Consider the following 16,536-nt stretch of genomic DNA (forward strand, 5'->3'; position numbering starts at 1 on the left):
ATAACAATCTCTTTTTATATACTGTTAAAATAGGTTTTGGCTAAAGCCAGATGAATGATTTTACATAATGAGAGCGGGCTAAAGTCCGCTCCTATTGGATAACCATCCCGTCAGATCTTTGATCTGACGGAGGCTGTCTCAAAAGTCAAATAATTTGGCTTTTGTCATTCTGACGAAGGAAGAATCTCATTGTTGGTCAGTTGTTTGAGATTCTTCATTTCATTCAGAATGACACTTTTGAGACAGCCTCTTCTGTTGAATATTTTAACCACCCCGTCAGATCTTTGATCTGCCCCCTTCCAGAGGAGGGGAATATTACTGCCATCTAACTTACAGAAGTAAATGTAATCAGCAGACAGCTATTCTGTTAGTTTCAGCAGCTATTTTTTAAACTCAGTTACAAAATAGATATCAATATTGGTGCATTAATTCATAAAACTCTCAGGAATCCATTCAAATCCCGGAGCCTTTACCTTTGTAAAGCCCAGTCCTGGCCATGGCAAATGAGAAGTAAATGCCCTGGCTTTTGTATCTGCCAACTGTTTAAGAAATTTCTTTCTTGAAGCGGTAGCAATATCCAGATCTGTATCTCCTGAAAATCCCCAATCAGGATGAGGGAAAAGAATAACATCTGAGTGAATAAGATCAGCAACATACATCAGTTTTTCATTCCCCGATGATATTGTAGTAACAGTTAAACCAGGAGTATGTCCTGGGGCTAATTGAAAATTGAAATGACTATACAGTGTCTTATTCAAATCATAAAACTTCAACTTTGGCTGAATGGCTTTCAATATATTCTGAAGGGCCGGAATAATCTGGTTAAGCCTTTCGGGATGAGCTTTCAAAGCACTGTTATTAAAATCTTTAATGGAAGCATTTATCCAAAAATCATGTTCTATTTTTGAAATAAAAATGGAAGCATTGGGAAAAACAAGTTTATTCTGCTTATCTACTACTCCACCGATATGATCCGGATGGGCATGAGAGAGAAATATATCAGTAATATCATGTGCTGAAAATCCGGCTTTCTGAAGGCTTTTTAACAAAAAACCGGTTCTTTCATCCGCAAATATTCCCATCCCGGTATCCATTAGAATCAGTTTTTCTTTTGTTTTCACAAGCAGAATATTAATAGCCATATCGATGTAGTGATCAGCCCGGAAGTTATCTTTAAGGATTGTTTTCAACTCAGCAACATTTCCTCTTGGGGCAAATGAAATCAGGTTTTCTTCATGAATATATCCGTCTGTCAGAATAAACAATTCTAATTCTCCCAGTTTAATCTTTTTAAAACCGGAAAGATCATCTTCTGTTTTTTCCGAAAAAAGCTTTGTTTCTGCAAATACATTGGAAAAAGGCATGAAACTTAATGTTCCTGCCAATAACCCGCTTTTCAATAATTCTCTTCTATTCATAATTTAAGTAATGTTTCTACATTCACTATAATTCAAACAACATTCCCTTATATGGAATGTTCTACGTCAATGAATGTCATATATTTTATAGAAAAAACTGAGCTTCTGACATTCAGAAACTCAGTATAGTATAAGTCTTTAGTTGTTAACCAGTTTCATTGAGCCTTCATTATATCTTTCTCCTACATTCGGATATTTTTTCAGAATGGCATCAATGGTATCCAAATCAGATTGAGACAGCTCAATATTAGCTGCAGCAACATTTTCTTCCAGATATTTGATACGTTTGGTTCCCGGAATTGGGATAATATCATCTCCTTGATTCAAGACCCATGCTAATGCCAGCTGAGTTCCCTTTACTCCTTTGGAAGCTGCAAACTCATTGATTTCATTGGCTAATTTTGTATTGTTCTCCAGGTATTCCTGCTGATAACGGGGTAATGATTTTCTGAAATCATCATCGCCAAGATTCTGTACTTCATTAATATTAGCGAAAAGACCTCTTGCCAATGGTGAATAGGGCACCAAGGAAATCCCTAATTCTCTGATAGTTGGCAGAATCTCATTCTCAACATCTTTGGTCAAGATAGAATATTCAGACTGTAAAGCAGCTATCGGGTGAATTTTATTGGCTTTTCTGATAGATTCTGCTGAAGCTTCAGAAAGTCCTATATATTTTACTTTACCCGCTTTAACCAGCTCCGCCATAGCACCCACAGTTTCTTCTATTGGGACATTTGGGTCTACCCTGTGTGCATAATACAGATCTATGGTATCTATTTTTAACCTTTGGAGGCTTAAATCTACCGCTTGTCTGATCCATTCCGGAGAGCCATCAAAATAAGTTCCCGGGGCACCACTATGACTAGCTACTCCATCTTTAAATCTGAATCCGAATTTAGTAGCAATGAAAATTTTATCCCTGTTAGGTACTAAGACTTTAGAAATTAACTTTTCATTTTCTCCGTTGGCATACATATCCGCCGTATCCCAGAAGTTAACGCCTAAATCTAATGCTCTGTGCAAAGTACTGATACTTTCCTGTTCGTCTGACGGACCATAAGCGAAGCTCATTCCCATGCAGCCTAATCCAATAGCAGAAAGTTGTTCACCGGTGTTTCCTAATTTTTTAAATTTCATAATGATTTTGGTTTTAAATTTATAGGACAAAATTAGAACATGAAACAGTCTCCCTTGGTATAGAATTCAAACTAAGAATTATAAAAATCAAACAAGGTTTGTTCTTAGGGTATTGGGAGCTATTCCCGTCTGCTTTTTAAAATAATTAGTAAAATAAGCAGGTTCTTCAAAACCTAGTCCATAGGCAATTTCAGCAATATTCCAGTCTGTATGGGTTAACAGGGCATTGGCTTCCTGAATAACTCTCATTGTAATCTGCTGGCTAGTAGTTTTTCCTGTAATTTCTTTTACGGAACGGTTTAAAGAATTAACATGAATGGAAAGGCTCTGTGCATAATCATTGGGAGTTTTTAGCTTCAAAAAAGCCTCAGGACTGTCAATAGGAAACTGTCTTTCCAGCAGCTCCATAAATAAGGATGCTACTCTTTGGGACGCGTTCTGATAAAGCTCAAACGTTTCTGCCGGATGCATTTTCATTGTTTCATGGATCATCAGGTGAAGGTAAGCTCTCAGCATATCATATTTGTGAACATAATCTGACTCAATTTCAGTCATCATCTTTGTATACAAATCTGAAAGTATTTTCTGTTGATTTTCATCCAAAAAGAAAATCGGAGTCCCACCAATTTTAAACAATGGTGAATCCTGAAGATTTCCTAAACGGCTTCCATTCTGTAAAAATGATTCTGTAAAAAGACAGAACCAGCCTCTCTGATCGTCATCATCGGCTTCCCAGGAATAAGGGACAATAGGATTGGAAAACAACAATGCAGGACGGTCTACATAGATCCATTTATCGGCATAATGAAGCTTTCCTTTTCCTATAATCAATGAAATTTTATAATAATCTCTCCTGCTGTATGGTGATAACAGCAAACAGTGATCCCGAGAAAACACATTAAAGTGTCCCATTTTGTTTGCGCCTAAGCATAAAGGTCCCAAACCGGGAGCATTTCGTTCATAAAAACCTTGTATTGATTCATTGGATTCCATATCTCAAAGTTATAAAATTCAAACAAATTAAGAAGTATGATTATTTAAATTGGTGATAGATTAATAGGTAGGAAGCAGGAAGATGGAGGACGGAAGTGCTGTTGTTCCGTTAATATTTATTGGTATTTTATATGAATTATTTACATGAATAAACATTGTTGAAACTCAATGTGGGATAACAAATGAACCGTAGAATTTTAAGTTTTGGCTAAAGCCGGATAAAGATTGTTTATTTTTTGAACGGGCTAAAGCCCATTTCTATTGATGTTGATATTCGCATGCATAGTAAACCATAGATGTTTAACGAAAAGAACTTTTTACTTTTTACTTTTTACTTTTTACTTTTTACTTTTTACTTTTTACTTTTTACTTTTTACTTATAATAAAAATGACCGACACGAATGCCAGCCATTTCAATAGTGAATATATATAAAAATTGATAATGGTTAATCCCAGTCACCATGATGTCCATGATTGTGTTTATCTTGTTTTTTGTAATATTTGGATCTTTCTTTATAGTACTTTTCCTGCTCTTTACGGTATTTTTTATAATCATTTTTTCTTCCGTATACAATAACAGGATTTTCTCCTCTATAATATTTCTTTTTAAAAACGATATATTTTTCCCTACCAAGAATTCTCTCCAATTCTGAATATCGGTCTCCTCTCCATCTTCCCGGCTCTACCACATAGACTCTATTCCATGAATCATAATTGCGATATCTGTCATTTAAAGCATAAACCTGATTGGCCTGTGTTGTGGAAAGCAACAGATCCGCAACCACGGTTTGCCAGTTGATATCTGAAATACTTCTTCTATAATCATTATAATAATCCGATTGGGCATAGCTCAAACTGAACGTCCCAACCAAAAATGCGGCTAACAATAACTTTTTCATTTCATTCCTCTTTTAAATTAAACATCTAGACATAGTCAATTAAAGTGCCAATTATTGATCGTAATTCCCAATATTTGTTAACAAAAAACATAAATAACTGATTATCTTTTAAATAATTTACAAATATCAATAGTTTTTGTGATTTTTAATTAGCAGTAAACGATGCTTTTATAGTTCTATTTATTATTAAACAGAGAGGTGAGGTACAGGGTTCGCAGTTGGTAGTTTATAGTTTACGAATGCCGGATTAATATTATTCCAACCTTCAAACAATATTAATCATGAATGAGATGGGAGATTTTAGGTGTTGGCTAAAGCCAATAGAATGTGATTAATTCATTTGGCCGGGCTAAATCCCTCTTGTTGATGTTAATATCCGAACGAATAATAGATAGTAGTTGTTTAACGGCAAGATCTTTTATCTTTTATCTTTTATCTTTTATCTTTTATCTTTTATCTTTTATCTTTTATCTTTTATCTTTTATCTTTTATCTTTTATCTTTTATCTAATCTTCTTATAAAATTCGTTAAGATTCTCAAAAACTATTATTTCATGTTAAATAATTTTGTAATTTTAAGGAAGAGAATGCTTTCTGGGGTTCTCAATATTATTTTTTTATCAACCAAATCTCAGTAATTATGGAAAATATAAAATTTATGGTATCTCCATATCAGGATGAACTGCAGTTGTTTATTGATGAGAAAAAAGCTGGGTATATGTCCATAGAAGTTGACGGAAGACTTCTTATTGTATATTATACTAAGCTTGATGAAGAACGCGAGGGTAAAGGCTATGCCAAGTTACTGCTGGATGAGTTGGTTCGCTATGCAGAAGAAAAAGATTTGCTTGTAGACCCGGAATGTGATTTTGTACGTCAGCAATTTGAAAATCATCCTGTAAGATATAAAGATATTTGGCATGCTTAATCAGCTTTCCCACCAGACTGTAAAATGCTGATCTTTACGATTCAGATCCACAACCTCTCCGATCTTCGGAGTCAGGATGTCTAAGCTTTTTTCTTTACCTAAACTGGTTATTTTTTGCAAAGGCTCATTCCATGGATGAAGTGCCAGTGCAAATTTAGCAGCGTGTACCGGAATAATATGTCTGGCATCTATATCAATAGCCGCCTGAATAGTATCTTCGGGTAAAGTATGGATATATCTCCACGCTTCACCATATTGTCCATTTTCAAGGATTGCAAAATCAAAAGGACCGTATTTCTCCCCTATCATTTTAAAGTGAGAATCATACCCGCTGTCACCACCAAGAAAAATTTTCTTTGTAGGAGTTTCCAGTACATAGGAAGTCCAAAGCGTATCGTTCTGTTTTAGTCTTCTGCCGGAAAAATGTCTGGCTGGTGTAAAGGCTAACTTTATATTATTTTTCAATTCAACTTCCGCTCCCCATTCTTCTTCAATGAGTTGTTCCTCCACATATCCCCATCGTTCCAGATGTGCTCCTGCTCCTAATGGAACAATAGCCATCTTTGTACGATCTTTAATTGATCTAACCGTAGGATAATCCAGATGGTCAAAATGATCATGGGTAATCACAAGATAATCGAGGTTCGGAATATCTTCAGGTTTAAAGATATCAGATCCTTTGAAAGCTTTGTTAAAGTATTTAAAAGGCGAGCCATATAGGCTTAATACAGGATCAATTAAAAATGAAACGCCATCTGTCTGTACATAATAAGATGAGTGTCCCAACCAGATAAAAACATCCGTATTTTTATCCAGACTTTTCAAATCCGTATGAATAGAAGGGATTTTCTTTAAAGGTTTTAACAGCGGATGTTTTTTACCTAAAAAGAAATCATAAATAACCTTGGTCATCTTGTGTCCTTCAGCAAGAGATGGTGTATGGCTGATATTCTGAAATTGTTTGTCTCTATAAAGTTTTGACTGCCGGATACGATCCAATCGTTTTCCTTTGGGTACGGCTCCGAATGCGGCTCCATTTATCATTATAAAATAGGTTGCTGCCAATAAAATCGCAACCGTAAGAATCCAATACATCATTTGCAAAAAATAAACATCAAAGGTACCGAGTTTTGCTCTTATATAAAAATAAGATGCATTTGAGCCCATTTTTTTAACTAAATTTATCATGTGTTTCAGAAAATTTATTATTCATTTAAGTGATGATTAATTTTAATCTTTCTATTTTAGCGGCTTAAAAAAACTCAAAGATCTATTGAAAAAATACTCGGTAATATTTACTCTGGCCATGCTTTCCTCATGTGCATCTACTAAGAGGCACAATGAACAGCGGGCTTCATGTATTCCCCCGGAACAGCTTAAAGAAGATGTGGATTTTGCCTACTCAAAACTTCAGCAGATGCATCCACAACTGTATTGGTATATTCCCAAGCAGGAATTGGAACATAAGTTCGACAGTCTTAAGCAAACTATTAATGAGCCGCTTACCCCACTTCAGTTTTATTTTAAACTTCAACCTGTGATTGCAGGGATACGGGAAGGACATCTTTCATTAAGAGTTCCCAGAAAAAAATTCACCAAAAAGGAAATTAAAAACTTAGAACAAAAAAAAGGACTGTTCGGCAGATTCGGATATTATATTTCTGGTGACCAGATGTATATTACAGAAAACAAAGATTCTATTGAAAATATTCAACCGGGAACTGAAATTCTGTCTATAGACAATGTTCCGGTTTCAGAATATATCAAAAAATACAGAAACCTTATCAGCAGTGATGGGTATAATACCACTTTCCAGCCTTATTTTTTAAAGGATTTATTCTTTAATTATTATACTGCAGAAAACGGACTTGCCGACAGAGCAACAATGGAAACTCTTTATAAAGGTGAAAAACATACTTATACTTTAAGCAGAGAATCAAAATCTGATACAGATCTTAAAAAGGATAAGGAAATGAATAAACGGACTCAGGAAAAAAAGCTGAATGATTATGTTTCAGCCAGCAATTCTTATAACCGGAGCTTTAAATTTCTGGATAAAGACAGCACCATTGCTTATATAAAAGTGAAAAGCTTTTCCCGAGAATATTCTGATGAGTTTTATAAAAAAACATTTGCGAAGATTAAAAACTCAAAAGCAGGTTACCTCATCATAGATGTCCGTAATAATTATGGTGGTTCACTTTATGAGATCAATAATCTGTATTCTTATCTTACGGATAAGCCTTTTACCTTAATAAAACCTTCTCAGGTTACCTCAAGGGATATCCCGTTAAGGACCAATTATTTTAGAAAAAGTACTCCGCTAGACTATGCTATTAAAAGCATCTCCTATCCAAGTTACTTTTTTGCCCAGGCTTTCAGTACTTATAAAAAAGATGGAAAGGTTTTCTACAAAATGAAAGCTGACAAACCTACAAAACCCAATAAAGGAGCTTTTCACGGTAAAATTTTTGTTCTGATTAACGGGGGAAGCTTTTCTGCCTCTTCTATTATTACGGCAAAGCTTAAAAATGATAAAAGAGCCACTCTTGTGGGTGAAGAAACCGGAGGCGCCAATGACGGAACCGTTGCCGGCTTTTATTCTTATCAGAAACTTCCGAATTCTGAGATCAGATTTCCAATCGGTCTACTTCTGGTACAGCCAAATATTGATTTTTCAGATACTAAAAAAGGAGTTATTCCTGATGTAGAAATCAAAGAAAGTATGCAGGATATTATTGATAAAAAAGATCCCCAGCTAGATTGGATCAGGAATGAAATTGGAAAGGAAAAAACAGGTAAGAATTAATTTTAAGAAGGAAGAAATTTATAAGTTGAAAAACGTATTCTTTATTTAAATCACTTAATACATATAGATAGGTTTCGGCGGGCTTTCAGCCCGCCGAAACCTTTAACTTTACTTTTTTAAAATAATAAAACAAACAGATAAATATTGCCAGACCTCTCATCGTTCTTTTTAGTTTCTACTATTTTTAGATTAGTATTTTATTCAAAATAATTGTATGTATTTCTAATTGTAATAATTACTTGTACAGTTAGTAGAGGAAAACAAAAATTTTACATAAAAATAATACCCTGATATTTTTTCCATATCAGGGTATCTGTATCACTATTTAGTGTATTTTATTTAAAATCTAAAAACTCATCTTTTTCAAGATAGTGATTAAGGGCAGTGATAAGCTGAGAAAAAGTAATATCAGCATACTGCCGGAAAGCAAGGTCCACCACGTCTTGAATATTTTCATCAGAACACATATAGTTAAGCTTATTATGGTATACAAAATCCGGTAAGATTTCGTTATCATTCTCTCCTATATCTAAGTGGTCTCCGATGAAAACTTTCATTTCAGGTTCAAATTCATCTTTTGAAGAATAGACTGCGTAATTGTACTCCGGGTCATAAGATTCCTTTCTGTCTTGTTTATTCTTTACAAGTTCTAAGAATTCTTCTATAAAATACATCTGATTTTTAATCTCGTTCATCTGATATTCTTTTAACAGCTCAATTTTTTAAAGATAGAAAATTTTATAGAAGACAAACAGTTTCTAGTTCAGTTTATTTAAAAATTTTTGTAAAGATCTTAAATACAGCAAGGGATTCTAATTAAAAAATATAGTCTGTGCTTAAAAAGTTGGAATCATGATCTCTAACAATAGTATTCAATAATTCTTTATTGGAATCTGTAAGTTTAGCAGCTACCAGAGATCTGATGGAGAATGAACGCAACGCATCAAAAACAGAAAGCGTACCTTCCGCACTATCTTTTCTTCCGGTAAACGGAAATACATCCGGACCACGCTGTGCCTGACAGTTGATATTGACACGACTTACCAGATTTACAAAAGGATCAATTAGTTTTGCCACTTCCTGTGGATCTTCACTGAAAATACTCACCTGCATTCCATGGGAGGCATTCACCTGATAATCAATAGGTTCTTCAATATCTTCAAACGGAACTACTGGAATTACAGGCCCAAACTGTTCTTCATGATACAATTTCATATCGCTATTTACAGGATAAACAACTGCCGGAAAAACAAAGGACCCTTCTGTATAGCCACCGTTTTTATTTAAAACAGCTGCTCCTTTTGCTATTGCATCATCAATACATTCTTTCAGGTATGGGGGTTTATTAACTTCAGGAAGAGGAGTTACTTTCACCTCTTTTTCCCACGGTAAACCGGCTTTCAGAGCGGAAACAGCTTCGCTTAACTTTGCCGTAAATTCCGCAGCGATTTCTTTTTGTACAAAAATCAGTTTTAATGCTGTACAACGCTGTCCATTGAATGAAAGTGCCCCTAAAATACATTCACTTACTGCTACATCAAGATTGGCATTTTTAGTAACAATAGCCGCATTTTTAGCATCGAGGCTCAGAATTGCTCTCAGACGGTTCACTTTTGGATGTAATTTCTTCAATCCATTAGCTACTTTACTGGAACCAATAAAAGCCAAAACATTGACTTTACCACTTTCCATGATGGGAGTAATAATTTCAGAACCTTTTCCATATAACGTGTTCACCGTTCCTTTTGGAAAAGCTTCTTTAAAGGCATTCAGTAGAGGATAATGAGCCAACACACCATGTTTAGGAAGTTTAAACAAAATAGTATTCCCCATAATTAATGCAGGAATCAGCGTTGTAAAGATCTCATTCAAAGGATAATTGAAAGGCCCCATACTTAAAACCACACCCAGCGGTGCTCTTCTGATCTGTGCAATGGTACCTTCTGCCTGCTGGAAACGAGAAGATTCTCTGTCCAGGTCTTTTAAAGCATCAATAGTCTGATTGATATAATCTACTGTACGGTCAAATTCTTTGGTAGAATCTGCCAATGTTTTCCCGATTTCCCACATCAGCAACTTTATAATCAGATCACGCTGTTGGATCATCAAATAGACAAATTTCTGCATGCATTTGATTCTTCCTTCTACAGACATTGTAGGCCATTCCCCAAGACCGTTATCATAAGCTTTCACGCAAGCTTCAAGAACCTCCATAGCTTCCTCCGGACCGATATTGGGGATGCTCCCCAACAACTTTCTCTCTAATCCGTTTTCTGTAGGAATACAGACCGGGGAATAAATATTCTGCGTTTCTCCTTTCCATTCTACCAATTCACCATTCAGAAGATAAACTTTCTGATAAATTTCCGGTACTTTATATTCTTCGGGGATTTCGTTTTCACTTTTAAAAATATCTTGAAACGATGCATTGTTTGCTGAACTCATATTTTTAGTATTTAATAATTTGAATCTGAACTTTTGTAGAATAAAGGTAGATGTAAAAATTGATTTTCAGAATAATGATTCAATAGATTTGCTCTATTTAAAAGCTATTTGAATGAAAATTAACCCAGCCAACTGAAAAAAACAATATTTTTGTTTAAAAATAAATTTTCAATGTTTTCAAAAATAGTTTTCAGTACGTTATTCTTTTTCTCAGCAATGGGTTTTGCTCAAAAATCTAAACCTATCAATACTGTTTTATTAAAAGGAACACCTGTTCGTACTTATTCCAAATTACCGGATGTCAACAAACCGGCTCCTAAATTTACCCTTACAGACGTTAATATGAATGACCAGAGCCTGGATGCTTACAAAGGGAGATATGTGATCCTGAATATCTTTCCAAGTGTAGATACGGGAGTTTGCTCAGCATCTGTTCATCACTTCAATGAAGAGGCAGGAAATCTTCCTAATACGGTAGTTCTTTGCATTTCTAAGGACTTACCTTTCGCTCAAAAAAGGTTCTGTGGAGCTGAAGGAATTAACAATGTTGTAATGCTTTCGGATTTCCGTTCAGATTTTGGATGGAACTACGGGGTGGAAATGGTAGAATCTTCTATGAAAGGACTTCTCAGTAGAGCGGTTGTAGTAATTGATCCTTCGGGAACTATTATTTACGAAGAACAAGTTCCGGATATTTCTCAAGAGCCTAATTATGCAGCAGCTATTCAGGCTGTGAAACAATAAACTAAAAAGCTCCGATAATTTTCTATTATCGGAGTTTTTTATTGTTCTTATCTTGATTTTCTTTTCTTCTTAGTAGTAACCACAATTACACCATTTTTAGCGTCTCCACCATACTTTTCTACATCTTCTTTAGCCAAAAGAGTATTGACAGTTTCAATAATCTCCGGCTTTATCGTACGTAATTCTTCTATAGAAATCTTTTTACCATCCAGTAAAACCAAAGGTTCTTCTGCACCTTTGAAGCAGGTGCCCCAATTCTTACAGATGGATTCCTGTTGAAAGGATCAGTGGATATGACACTCATGTTCAACCCTCGTACTTTCTCTGAAATTTTAGTACCTGGCTTGTTTCCTGTGCGTTTACAGTAGCTGTAAAACCACCCACTACCAATAGTCCTAATGCCAGTTTACTCGCTAATGAAAAGTTCAGATTCACATCCAACTGATCTTCCCGAAATCTTCCACAAATATCTTTATTAGAGCCAAAAATATTCATAATTTCTTCTTCTGAAAAATTGGTGAAATCATAAACTGTTTTTGAACAAACGGAGCAGAATTTTCCTTTTTCATCAGGAGACATATTGTTCCAGTTTTCATGACAGGGTTTTGGAATGGTAATTTTCATAGTATTCTTTTACCTATAAAGATGCTCTGGTGAAGAAAAAGGTTGGAAAATGCTAAGATGCAATTAAAATTTTAAATATCGTGCTTTATTTTATCACAGATAAAATCTTTGCGCCTTAAAAATATGATTTCAACATTTCAAGCTCTTTGCGCCTTTGCTCTACTCCAACAAAAACTAAGCTTCCAAAACCATTTTCCCATCCTCAAGAATCATATATTCCTGCCCTAATTCCTCAGAAACTCTTTTCAAATCATTTTCATCAAACAATTGAGGAATATAGCTTTTCTCATGAGTAAACAGCCCGTAATGTATCGGAACCAATTTTTTAGCATGTAAAAGATGGGCAGCAGCAAAGGCTTCCTTCAAATTAAGAGAAGCCGGAACCGGACTGTATTCCAACCCAATAATCTCAAAATTAACAACGACTCCGTTTACGGGTAAAAAAGCATAATCGATGTCTTTATTTTCTTTCCCCAACTTCCAGAATTGGTTATGCCAGATGGTATCTCCGCCATGAAAGATTTTAGTAGTTGCATCTTCCACAATCCATGAAGACTGAGTCTCTCCCACTCCATCCATTGCAAATACTGGCTTGAAGGTGATCCCATTTTCAGAGAAGGTTTCATCCAGATCCAGGACTACCATTTCAACACCATCCATATGCTCTCTCACCAATGGTTCAAGTTCTGAATACACTACCAATTTTCCATCATTTTTCAGACATTTTTTGATAGCGCCTTTGTCAAAATGATCTAAATGCAAATGAGTAAACAGAATATAATCTGCCTGCACATGATCTGAGAAGTTTATCACCTGCTCTACAGCATCCCCAAGAACGGGTTTGTAATAAGCGAAATCTTCTGCTGCATCTATTAAAATGGTTTTGCCATTAGAAAGCAGTTTTATTCCTGCCCAGTTTAATTTTTGTATTTCCATACTTTTTTTCAGCAAAGTAAAAGACTTATGGAGGGGGAAACAATAAACAAAAGTTAATTAATGAAGGTTAGGAGATGGAAGCATAAGGATGGAAGTTAATTATAGTCTTATAATGTCTGATCGTTTTCTAATTGTTGAAAAATCCAAATCTTTTTTCACGCAAAGTTTTTATGTATTACCCTGTAGAATCTAAAGAAGCAAAGATTATGGCAAAGCCGTTGACTAAACTGATGACTACAGTACGCTTCATCAAATCGATGGAAAATCGATGAACTCTTTGCTCACTTAAAGTAATGCGTATTTAAAATTGAAACTTTGCGTTTATAAAAACAGGATAGCAATTCCTATCAAAAGCCTGATATAGCATATTATAACCTTGATAACTTCCCACTTCAAGCTTCCAGCTTCCAGTCTTTCCAGTCTCTACGTAATCCTCTTTCTGATCCTGCTTAAGGAAATAGGAGTAATCCCGATATAGGATGCCAGATATTTCAAAGGAATATTCTGAATGTAATGGGGCTGATTGGCTAATAGATATTCGTAAAGATCCTGAGGTGTATTTTTAAGCAAAAGCATTTCGCGCTTCATGGCAGCATTCAGCTTTCTGCTCAGGTAATAATTTTGTACAAAACGGCACTCGGGATTTACGACGAACATTTCCTTTACTTCATCTAAAGTAATTTCCCAGGCCACGCCGCTACTGATTGATTCATAAACCCCTTCAGAATCTTTATTTCCAACGGTAAAAATATCACCTGGAAAGTAGAATTCTGCACAGACTTCAGTATTGATATCTGAAGTACTGTTGATATAATATTTACGGACAAGCCCATCTTCAACAAGATAGGCTTTATTATCCGAGAATATGTTTTTCTTTGCAAACTCAAACTCAGCAAATTTTTTCCAAACAGGATCATCATCCTCTACATTGAGGTGTGAAAACAGTTTTTTATTAATACGTGCCAATGCTGAATTATTTATGATTTACAGTAAGTTTTCGTCTACAAGGTTGGGAAGGGTGACCTTTAAATTAGGTTCAACTTCCATTGCTCTTTTGATCGCAAAAATAGCGCCTTCATTTCTTGCCCAGCTTCTTCTTGAAATTCCGTTGTTAACGTCCCAGAAAAGCATAGACTTCAATCTTCGGTCTGCATCATCACTGCCATCCAGCAGCATTCCGAAACCTCCGTTGATAACTTCTCCCCAGCCAACTCCACCACCATTGTGGATAGAAACCCAGGTTGCTCCACGGAAACTGTCCCCAATCACGTTGTGGATCGCCATGTCTGCAGTAAACCTTGAACCATCATAAATATTGGAAGTCTCTCTGTAAGGAGAATCTGTTCCTGAAACATCATGATGGTCTCTACCCAATACTACAGGTCCGATTTCGCCATTTTTAATCGCTTTATTGAAGGCTTCAGCGATCTTCATTCTTCCTTCTGCATCAGCATAAAGGATTCTTGCCTGTGATCCTACTACAAGTTTATTTTCCTGTGCTCCTTTAATCCATTGAATATTATCCTTCATTTGCTGTTGGATTTCTTCAGGAGAATTTTTAACCATTTCCTCTAAAACGGCACATGCAATATCATCAGTTTTCTGTAAGTCTTCCGGTTTTCCGCTAGCACATACCCAACGGAATGGTCCGAAACCGTAATCAAAACACATAGGTCCCATAATATCCTGAACATAGCTTGGATATTTGAACTCTCTTCCTAAGGTTGGATTATCTGCCATTACATCAGCTCCTGCTCTTGAAGCTTCCAATAAGAAGGCATTTCCATAATCGAAGAAATACGTTCCTTTTTCTGTATGTTTATTGATGGCAGCAGCATGTCTTCTTAATGTTTCCTGAACTTTTTCCTTGAATAATTCAGGGTTTTCAGCCATCATTGTATTGGACTCTTCAAAGCTTTGTCCTACCGGATAATATCCACCCGCCCAAGGATTGTGAAGGGAAGTCTGATCCGAACCGATATCAATTCTTAAATCTTCCTGATCAAATTTCTCCCAAACGTCTACAATATTTCCAAGATACGCTAAAGAAACTGTTTCTTTATTTTGTTGTGCTTCTCTTACTCTTTTTACCAATGCATCCAGATCTTCATAAATTTCATTCACCCATTTCTGATCGTGACGGATTTTAGTGATTTTTGGATTTACTTCTGCACATACCGTAACACAACCGGCAATATTTCCTGCTTTAGGCTGAGCTCCGCTCATCCCTCCTAATCCGGAAGTTACAAACAGACCTCCTTTAGGGTCTTTATTGATCTTTCTAAAAGCATTTAAAGCGGTAATCGTAGTTCCGTGCACAATTCCTTGTGGGCCTATGTACATATAGCTTCCTGCAGTCATTTGTCCGTATTGGGTTACTCCAAGAGCGTTGAATTTCTCCCAATCATCCGGTTTGGAGTAGTTTGGAATCATCATCCCGTTGGTTACGACTACTCTTGGTGCATCTTTATGAGATGGAAACAATCCCATTGGATGCCCTGAGTACATCACCAAGGTTTGTTCATTGGTCATTTCAGACAGATATTTCATCGTTAACAGGTACTGAGCCCAGTTAGAGAATACAGCACCATTTCCACCATAAGTAATCAATTCATGAGGGTGCTGAGCTACTGCATAATCCAAATTATTCTGAATCATCAGCATAATGGCTTTTGCCTGTTCAGATTTTCCGGGATAATCTTCAATAGATCTCGCTTTCATCTCATAATCCGGACGGAAACGATACATATAAATTCTTCCGTAATCTTCCAGTTCCTGCTTAAATTCATGAATCAATTCTGCATGAAATTTCGGGTCAAAATAACGTAAAGCATTCTTTAACGCCAGTTTTTTCTCCTCTTCACCTAAAATTTCTTTACGCTTTGGAGCATGGTTGATATTGGTCTCATATGGTTTTAGTTGTGGCAGCTGATTAGGAATCCCCTGCTGTATCTGTTCTTGAAATGTCATATTGCTATTTAAAGTTCTATGTTTAAACAATGTTTGAAGTTTTAAAGATATTCAAATTATGAAATATAGGCAACAAAAGAGGGGAAAAGCAAAAGCTAAAAGAATGAATCAGTACAAAAACTGATTATCAATCCTGTGAAAATATAAACCAAGAGTCTATTTAAATCCTATATTTGAAATAAACGCACTCAAATTCCCCTCCTCTGGAGGTGGATTTCTTTATACGAAATCAGGTTATCATTTCAAAAATAAAAAACCTCACTGAAAATCAGCAAGGCAAATATTTTATCTGAGTGAAGTCTAAGTTAAGACATCATCATTTTCCTCTTCATGATCGTCCTCATTATCACTTAGGCTCCAATAGTTGTTTTCTTCATCTTCCTCTCCTATTCCTTCCATATCATCATCTCCGTCTTCACCGGGAATATCCAGGCCTTTATCTATTTTGTCGTCATCTATATCTTCATCAAATATAGGGTTTCCGTCTCCATCAAGCGAAATATGTTTTTCTCTTTTGAATATATCTTCACTGGGATCATAATCCATACGTTCCAGCTTTTTATTCTGCTCATTAATATTGTTTTCCGGTGCCATGATATTTAGATTTTAAGGGTTATTCTATTGAGAACAA

General features: G+C 35.6%; 16 protein-coding genes. 3 read left to right on the forward strand and 13 right to left on the reverse strand.

Annotated elements, in window-relative coordinates; genetic code table 11:
* Positions 1–425 precede the first annotated feature (425 nt).
* The 4 genes from CHSO_RS16085 to CHSO_RS16100 form a co-directional block, all read right to left on the reverse strand.
* Positions 426–1,418, reverse strand: coding sequence for an MBL fold metallo-hydrolase (locus CHSO_RS16085; RefSeq protein ID WP_045498117.1), 993 nt, complete (start codon positions 1,416–1,418; stop codon positions 426–428).
* 138 nt (positions 1,419–1,556) lie between these two features.
* Positions 1,557–2,558, reverse strand: a complete 1,002-nt coding sequence (locus tag CHSO_RS16090) for an aldo/keto reductase (protein ID WP_045498120.1) — start codon at positions 2,556–2,558, stop codon at positions 1,557–1,559.
* Between the two features lie 87 nt (positions 2,559–2,645).
* Entirely contained in the window at positions 2,646–3,551 is a 906-nt protein-coding gene (locus CHSO_RS16095; RefSeq protein WP_045498123.1) for a helix-turn-helix domain-containing protein, read from the reverse strand.
* Between the two features lie 446 nt (positions 3,552–3,997).
* Positions 3,998–4,450: a hypothetical protein gene (locus tag CHSO_RS16100; protein ID WP_045498126.1), complete on the reverse strand. Its 453-nt coding sequence runs from the start codon at positions 4,448–4,450 to the stop codon at positions 3,998–4,000.
* Between the two features lie 657 nt (positions 4,451–5,107).
* Here CHSO_RS16100 and CHSO_RS16105 point away from each other — a divergent pair.
* Positions 5,108–5,377, forward strand: coding sequence for a GNAT family N-acetyltransferase (locus CHSO_RS16105; protein ID WP_228425192.1), 270 nt, complete (start codon positions 5,108–5,110; stop codon positions 5,375–5,377).
* On the opposite strand, the gene CHSO_RS16110 is transcribed toward CHSO_RS16105, so the two are convergent.
* A complete protein-coding gene (locus CHSO_RS16110; protein ID WP_045502695.1) occupies positions 5,378–6,475 on the reverse strand; it encodes an MBL fold metallo-hydrolase in 1,098 nt (365 codons plus the stop codon).
* A 175-nt stretch (positions 6,476–6,650) separates the two neighbouring features.
* Here CHSO_RS16110 and CHSO_RS16115 point away from each other — a divergent pair, with 175 nt between their 5' ends.
* The gene (locus CHSO_RS16115; protein WP_045498132.1) at positions 6,651–8,186 is read left to right on the forward strand and encodes a S41 family peptidase; all 1,536 of its coding nucleotides are present in this window, start codon (positions 6,651–6,653) and stop codon (positions 8,184–8,186) included.
* Between the two features lie 335 nt (positions 8,187–8,521).
* On the opposite strand, the gene CHSO_RS16120 is transcribed toward CHSO_RS16115, so the two are convergent.
* On the reverse strand, positions 8,522–8,881 hold the full coding sequence (locus CHSO_RS16120) for a hypothetical protein (protein ID WP_045498134.1): 360 nt from the start codon (positions 8,879–8,881) through the stop codon (positions 8,522–8,524).
* 121 nt (positions 8,882–9,002) lie between these two features.
* Positions 9,003–10,631, reverse strand: a complete 1,629-nt coding sequence (locus tag CHSO_RS16125) for an NADP-dependent glyceraldehyde-3-phosphate dehydrogenase (RefSeq protein WP_045498137.1) — start codon at positions 10,629–10,631, stop codon at positions 9,003–9,005.
* Positions 10,632–10,874: 243 nt separating this feature from the next.
* Here CHSO_RS16125 and tpx point away from each other — a divergent pair, with 243 nt between their 5' ends.
* Entirely contained in the window at positions 10,875–11,375 is a 501-nt protein-coding gene (gene tpx / locus CHSO_RS16130) for a thiol peroxidase (protein WP_394343549.1), read from the forward strand.
* Positions 11,376–11,422: 47 nt separating this feature from the next.
* Here the strand turns inward: tpx and CHSO_RS26005 are convergent, their stop codons facing one another.
* The 6 genes from CHSO_RS26005 to CHSO_RS16155 all read right to left on the reverse strand — a co-directional run bounded on the left by CHSO_RS26005 (position 11,423) and on the right by CHSO_RS16155 (position 16,499).
* A complete protein-coding gene (locus CHSO_RS26005; protein WP_171817658.1) occupies positions 11,423–11,596 on the reverse strand; it encodes a hypothetical protein in 174 nt (57 codons plus the stop codon).
* Positions 11,597–11,681: 85 nt separating this feature from the next.
* On the reverse strand, positions 11,682–11,999 hold the full coding sequence (locus CHSO_RS16135; RefSeq protein ID WP_045498140.1) for a hypothetical protein: 318 nt from the start codon (positions 11,997–11,999) through the stop codon (positions 11,682–11,684).
* A 174-nt stretch (positions 12,000–12,173) separates the two neighbouring features.
* Positions 12,174–12,935 carry an MBL fold metallo-hydrolase gene (locus CHSO_RS25090; RefSeq protein WP_052480617.1) on the reverse strand — a complete coding sequence of 254 codons (762 nt, stop codon included), beginning with the start codon at positions 12,933–12,935 and terminating at the stop codon, positions 12,174–12,176.
* Positions 12,936–13,358: 423 nt separating this feature from the next.
* Positions 13,359–13,901 (reverse strand): Crp/Fnr family transcriptional regulator, encoded by a 543-nt coding sequence (locus CHSO_RS16145; protein WP_045498143.1) that lies wholly within the window; start codon positions 13,899–13,901, stop codon positions 13,359–13,361.
* Positions 13,902–13,919: 18 nt separating this feature from the next.
* The gene (locus CHSO_RS16150; protein WP_045498146.1) at positions 13,920–15,905 is read right to left on the reverse strand and encodes a urocanate hydratase; all 1,986 of its coding nucleotides are present in this window, start codon (positions 15,903–15,905) and stop codon (positions 13,920–13,922) included.
* A gap of 300 nt (positions 15,906–16,205) precedes the next feature.
* On the reverse strand, positions 16,206–16,499 hold the full coding sequence (locus CHSO_RS16155) for a hypothetical protein (protein WP_045498149.1): 294 nt from the start codon (positions 16,497–16,499) through the stop codon (positions 16,206–16,208).
* Positions 16,500–16,536: the final 37 nt, after the last annotated feature.

The sequence above is a fragment of the Chryseobacterium sp. StRB126 genome (genome assembly GCF_000829375.1).
Lineage (GTDB): Bacteria > Bacteroidota > Bacteroidia > Flavobacteriales > Weeksellaceae > Chryseobacterium.

What these genes read in the sequence shown, in the direction of transcription:
- CHSO_RS16085 (WP_045498117.1), bottom strand. Translation starts at nt 1,418, where the DNA reads ATGAATAGAAGAGAATTATTGAAAAGCGGGTTATTGGCAGGAACATTA.
- CHSO_RS16090 (WP_045498120.1), bottom strand. Translation starts at nt 2,558, where the DNA reads ATGAAATTTAAAAAATTAGGAAACACCGGTGAACAACTTTCTGCTATT.
- CHSO_RS16095 (WP_045498123.1), bottom strand. Translation starts at nt 3,551, where the DNA reads ATGGAATCCAATGAATCAATACAAGGTTTTTATGAACGAAATGCTCCC.
- CHSO_RS16100 (WP_045498126.1), bottom strand. Translation starts at nt 4,450, where the DNA reads ATGAAAAAGTTATTGTTAGCCGCATTTTTGGTTGGGACGTTCAGTTTG.
- CHSO_RS16105 (WP_228425192.1), top strand. Translation starts at nt 5,108, where the DNA reads ATGGTATCTCCATATCAGGATGAACTGCAGTTGTTTATTGATGAGAAA.
- CHSO_RS16110 (WP_045502695.1), bottom strand. Translation starts at nt 6,475, where the DNA reads ATGATGTATTGGATTCTTACGGTTGCGATTTTATTGGCAGCAACCTAT.
- CHSO_RS16120 (WP_045498134.1), bottom strand. Translation starts at nt 8,881, where the DNA reads ATGAACGAGATTAAAAATCAGATGTATTTTATAGAAGAATTCTTAGAA.
- CHSO_RS16125 (WP_045498137.1), bottom strand. Translation starts at nt 10,631, where the DNA reads ATGAGTTCAGCAAACAATGCATCGTTTCAAGATATTTTTAAAAGTGAA.
- CHSO_RS16135 (WP_045498140.1), bottom strand. Translation starts at nt 11,999, where the DNA reads ATGAAAATTACCATTCCAAAACCCTGTCATGAAAACTGGAACAATATG.
- CHSO_RS25090 (WP_052480617.1), bottom strand. Translation starts at nt 12,935, where the DNA reads ATGGAAATACAAAAATTAAACTGGGCAGGAATAAAACTGCTTTCTAAT.
- CHSO_RS16150 (WP_045498146.1), bottom strand. Translation starts at nt 15,905, where the DNA reads ATGACATTTCAAGAACAGATACAGCAGGGGATTCCTAATCAGCTGCCA.
- CHSO_RS16155 (WP_045498149.1), bottom strand. Translation starts at nt 16,499, where the DNA reads ATGGCACCGGAAAACAATATTAATGAGCAGAATAAAAAGCTGGAACGT.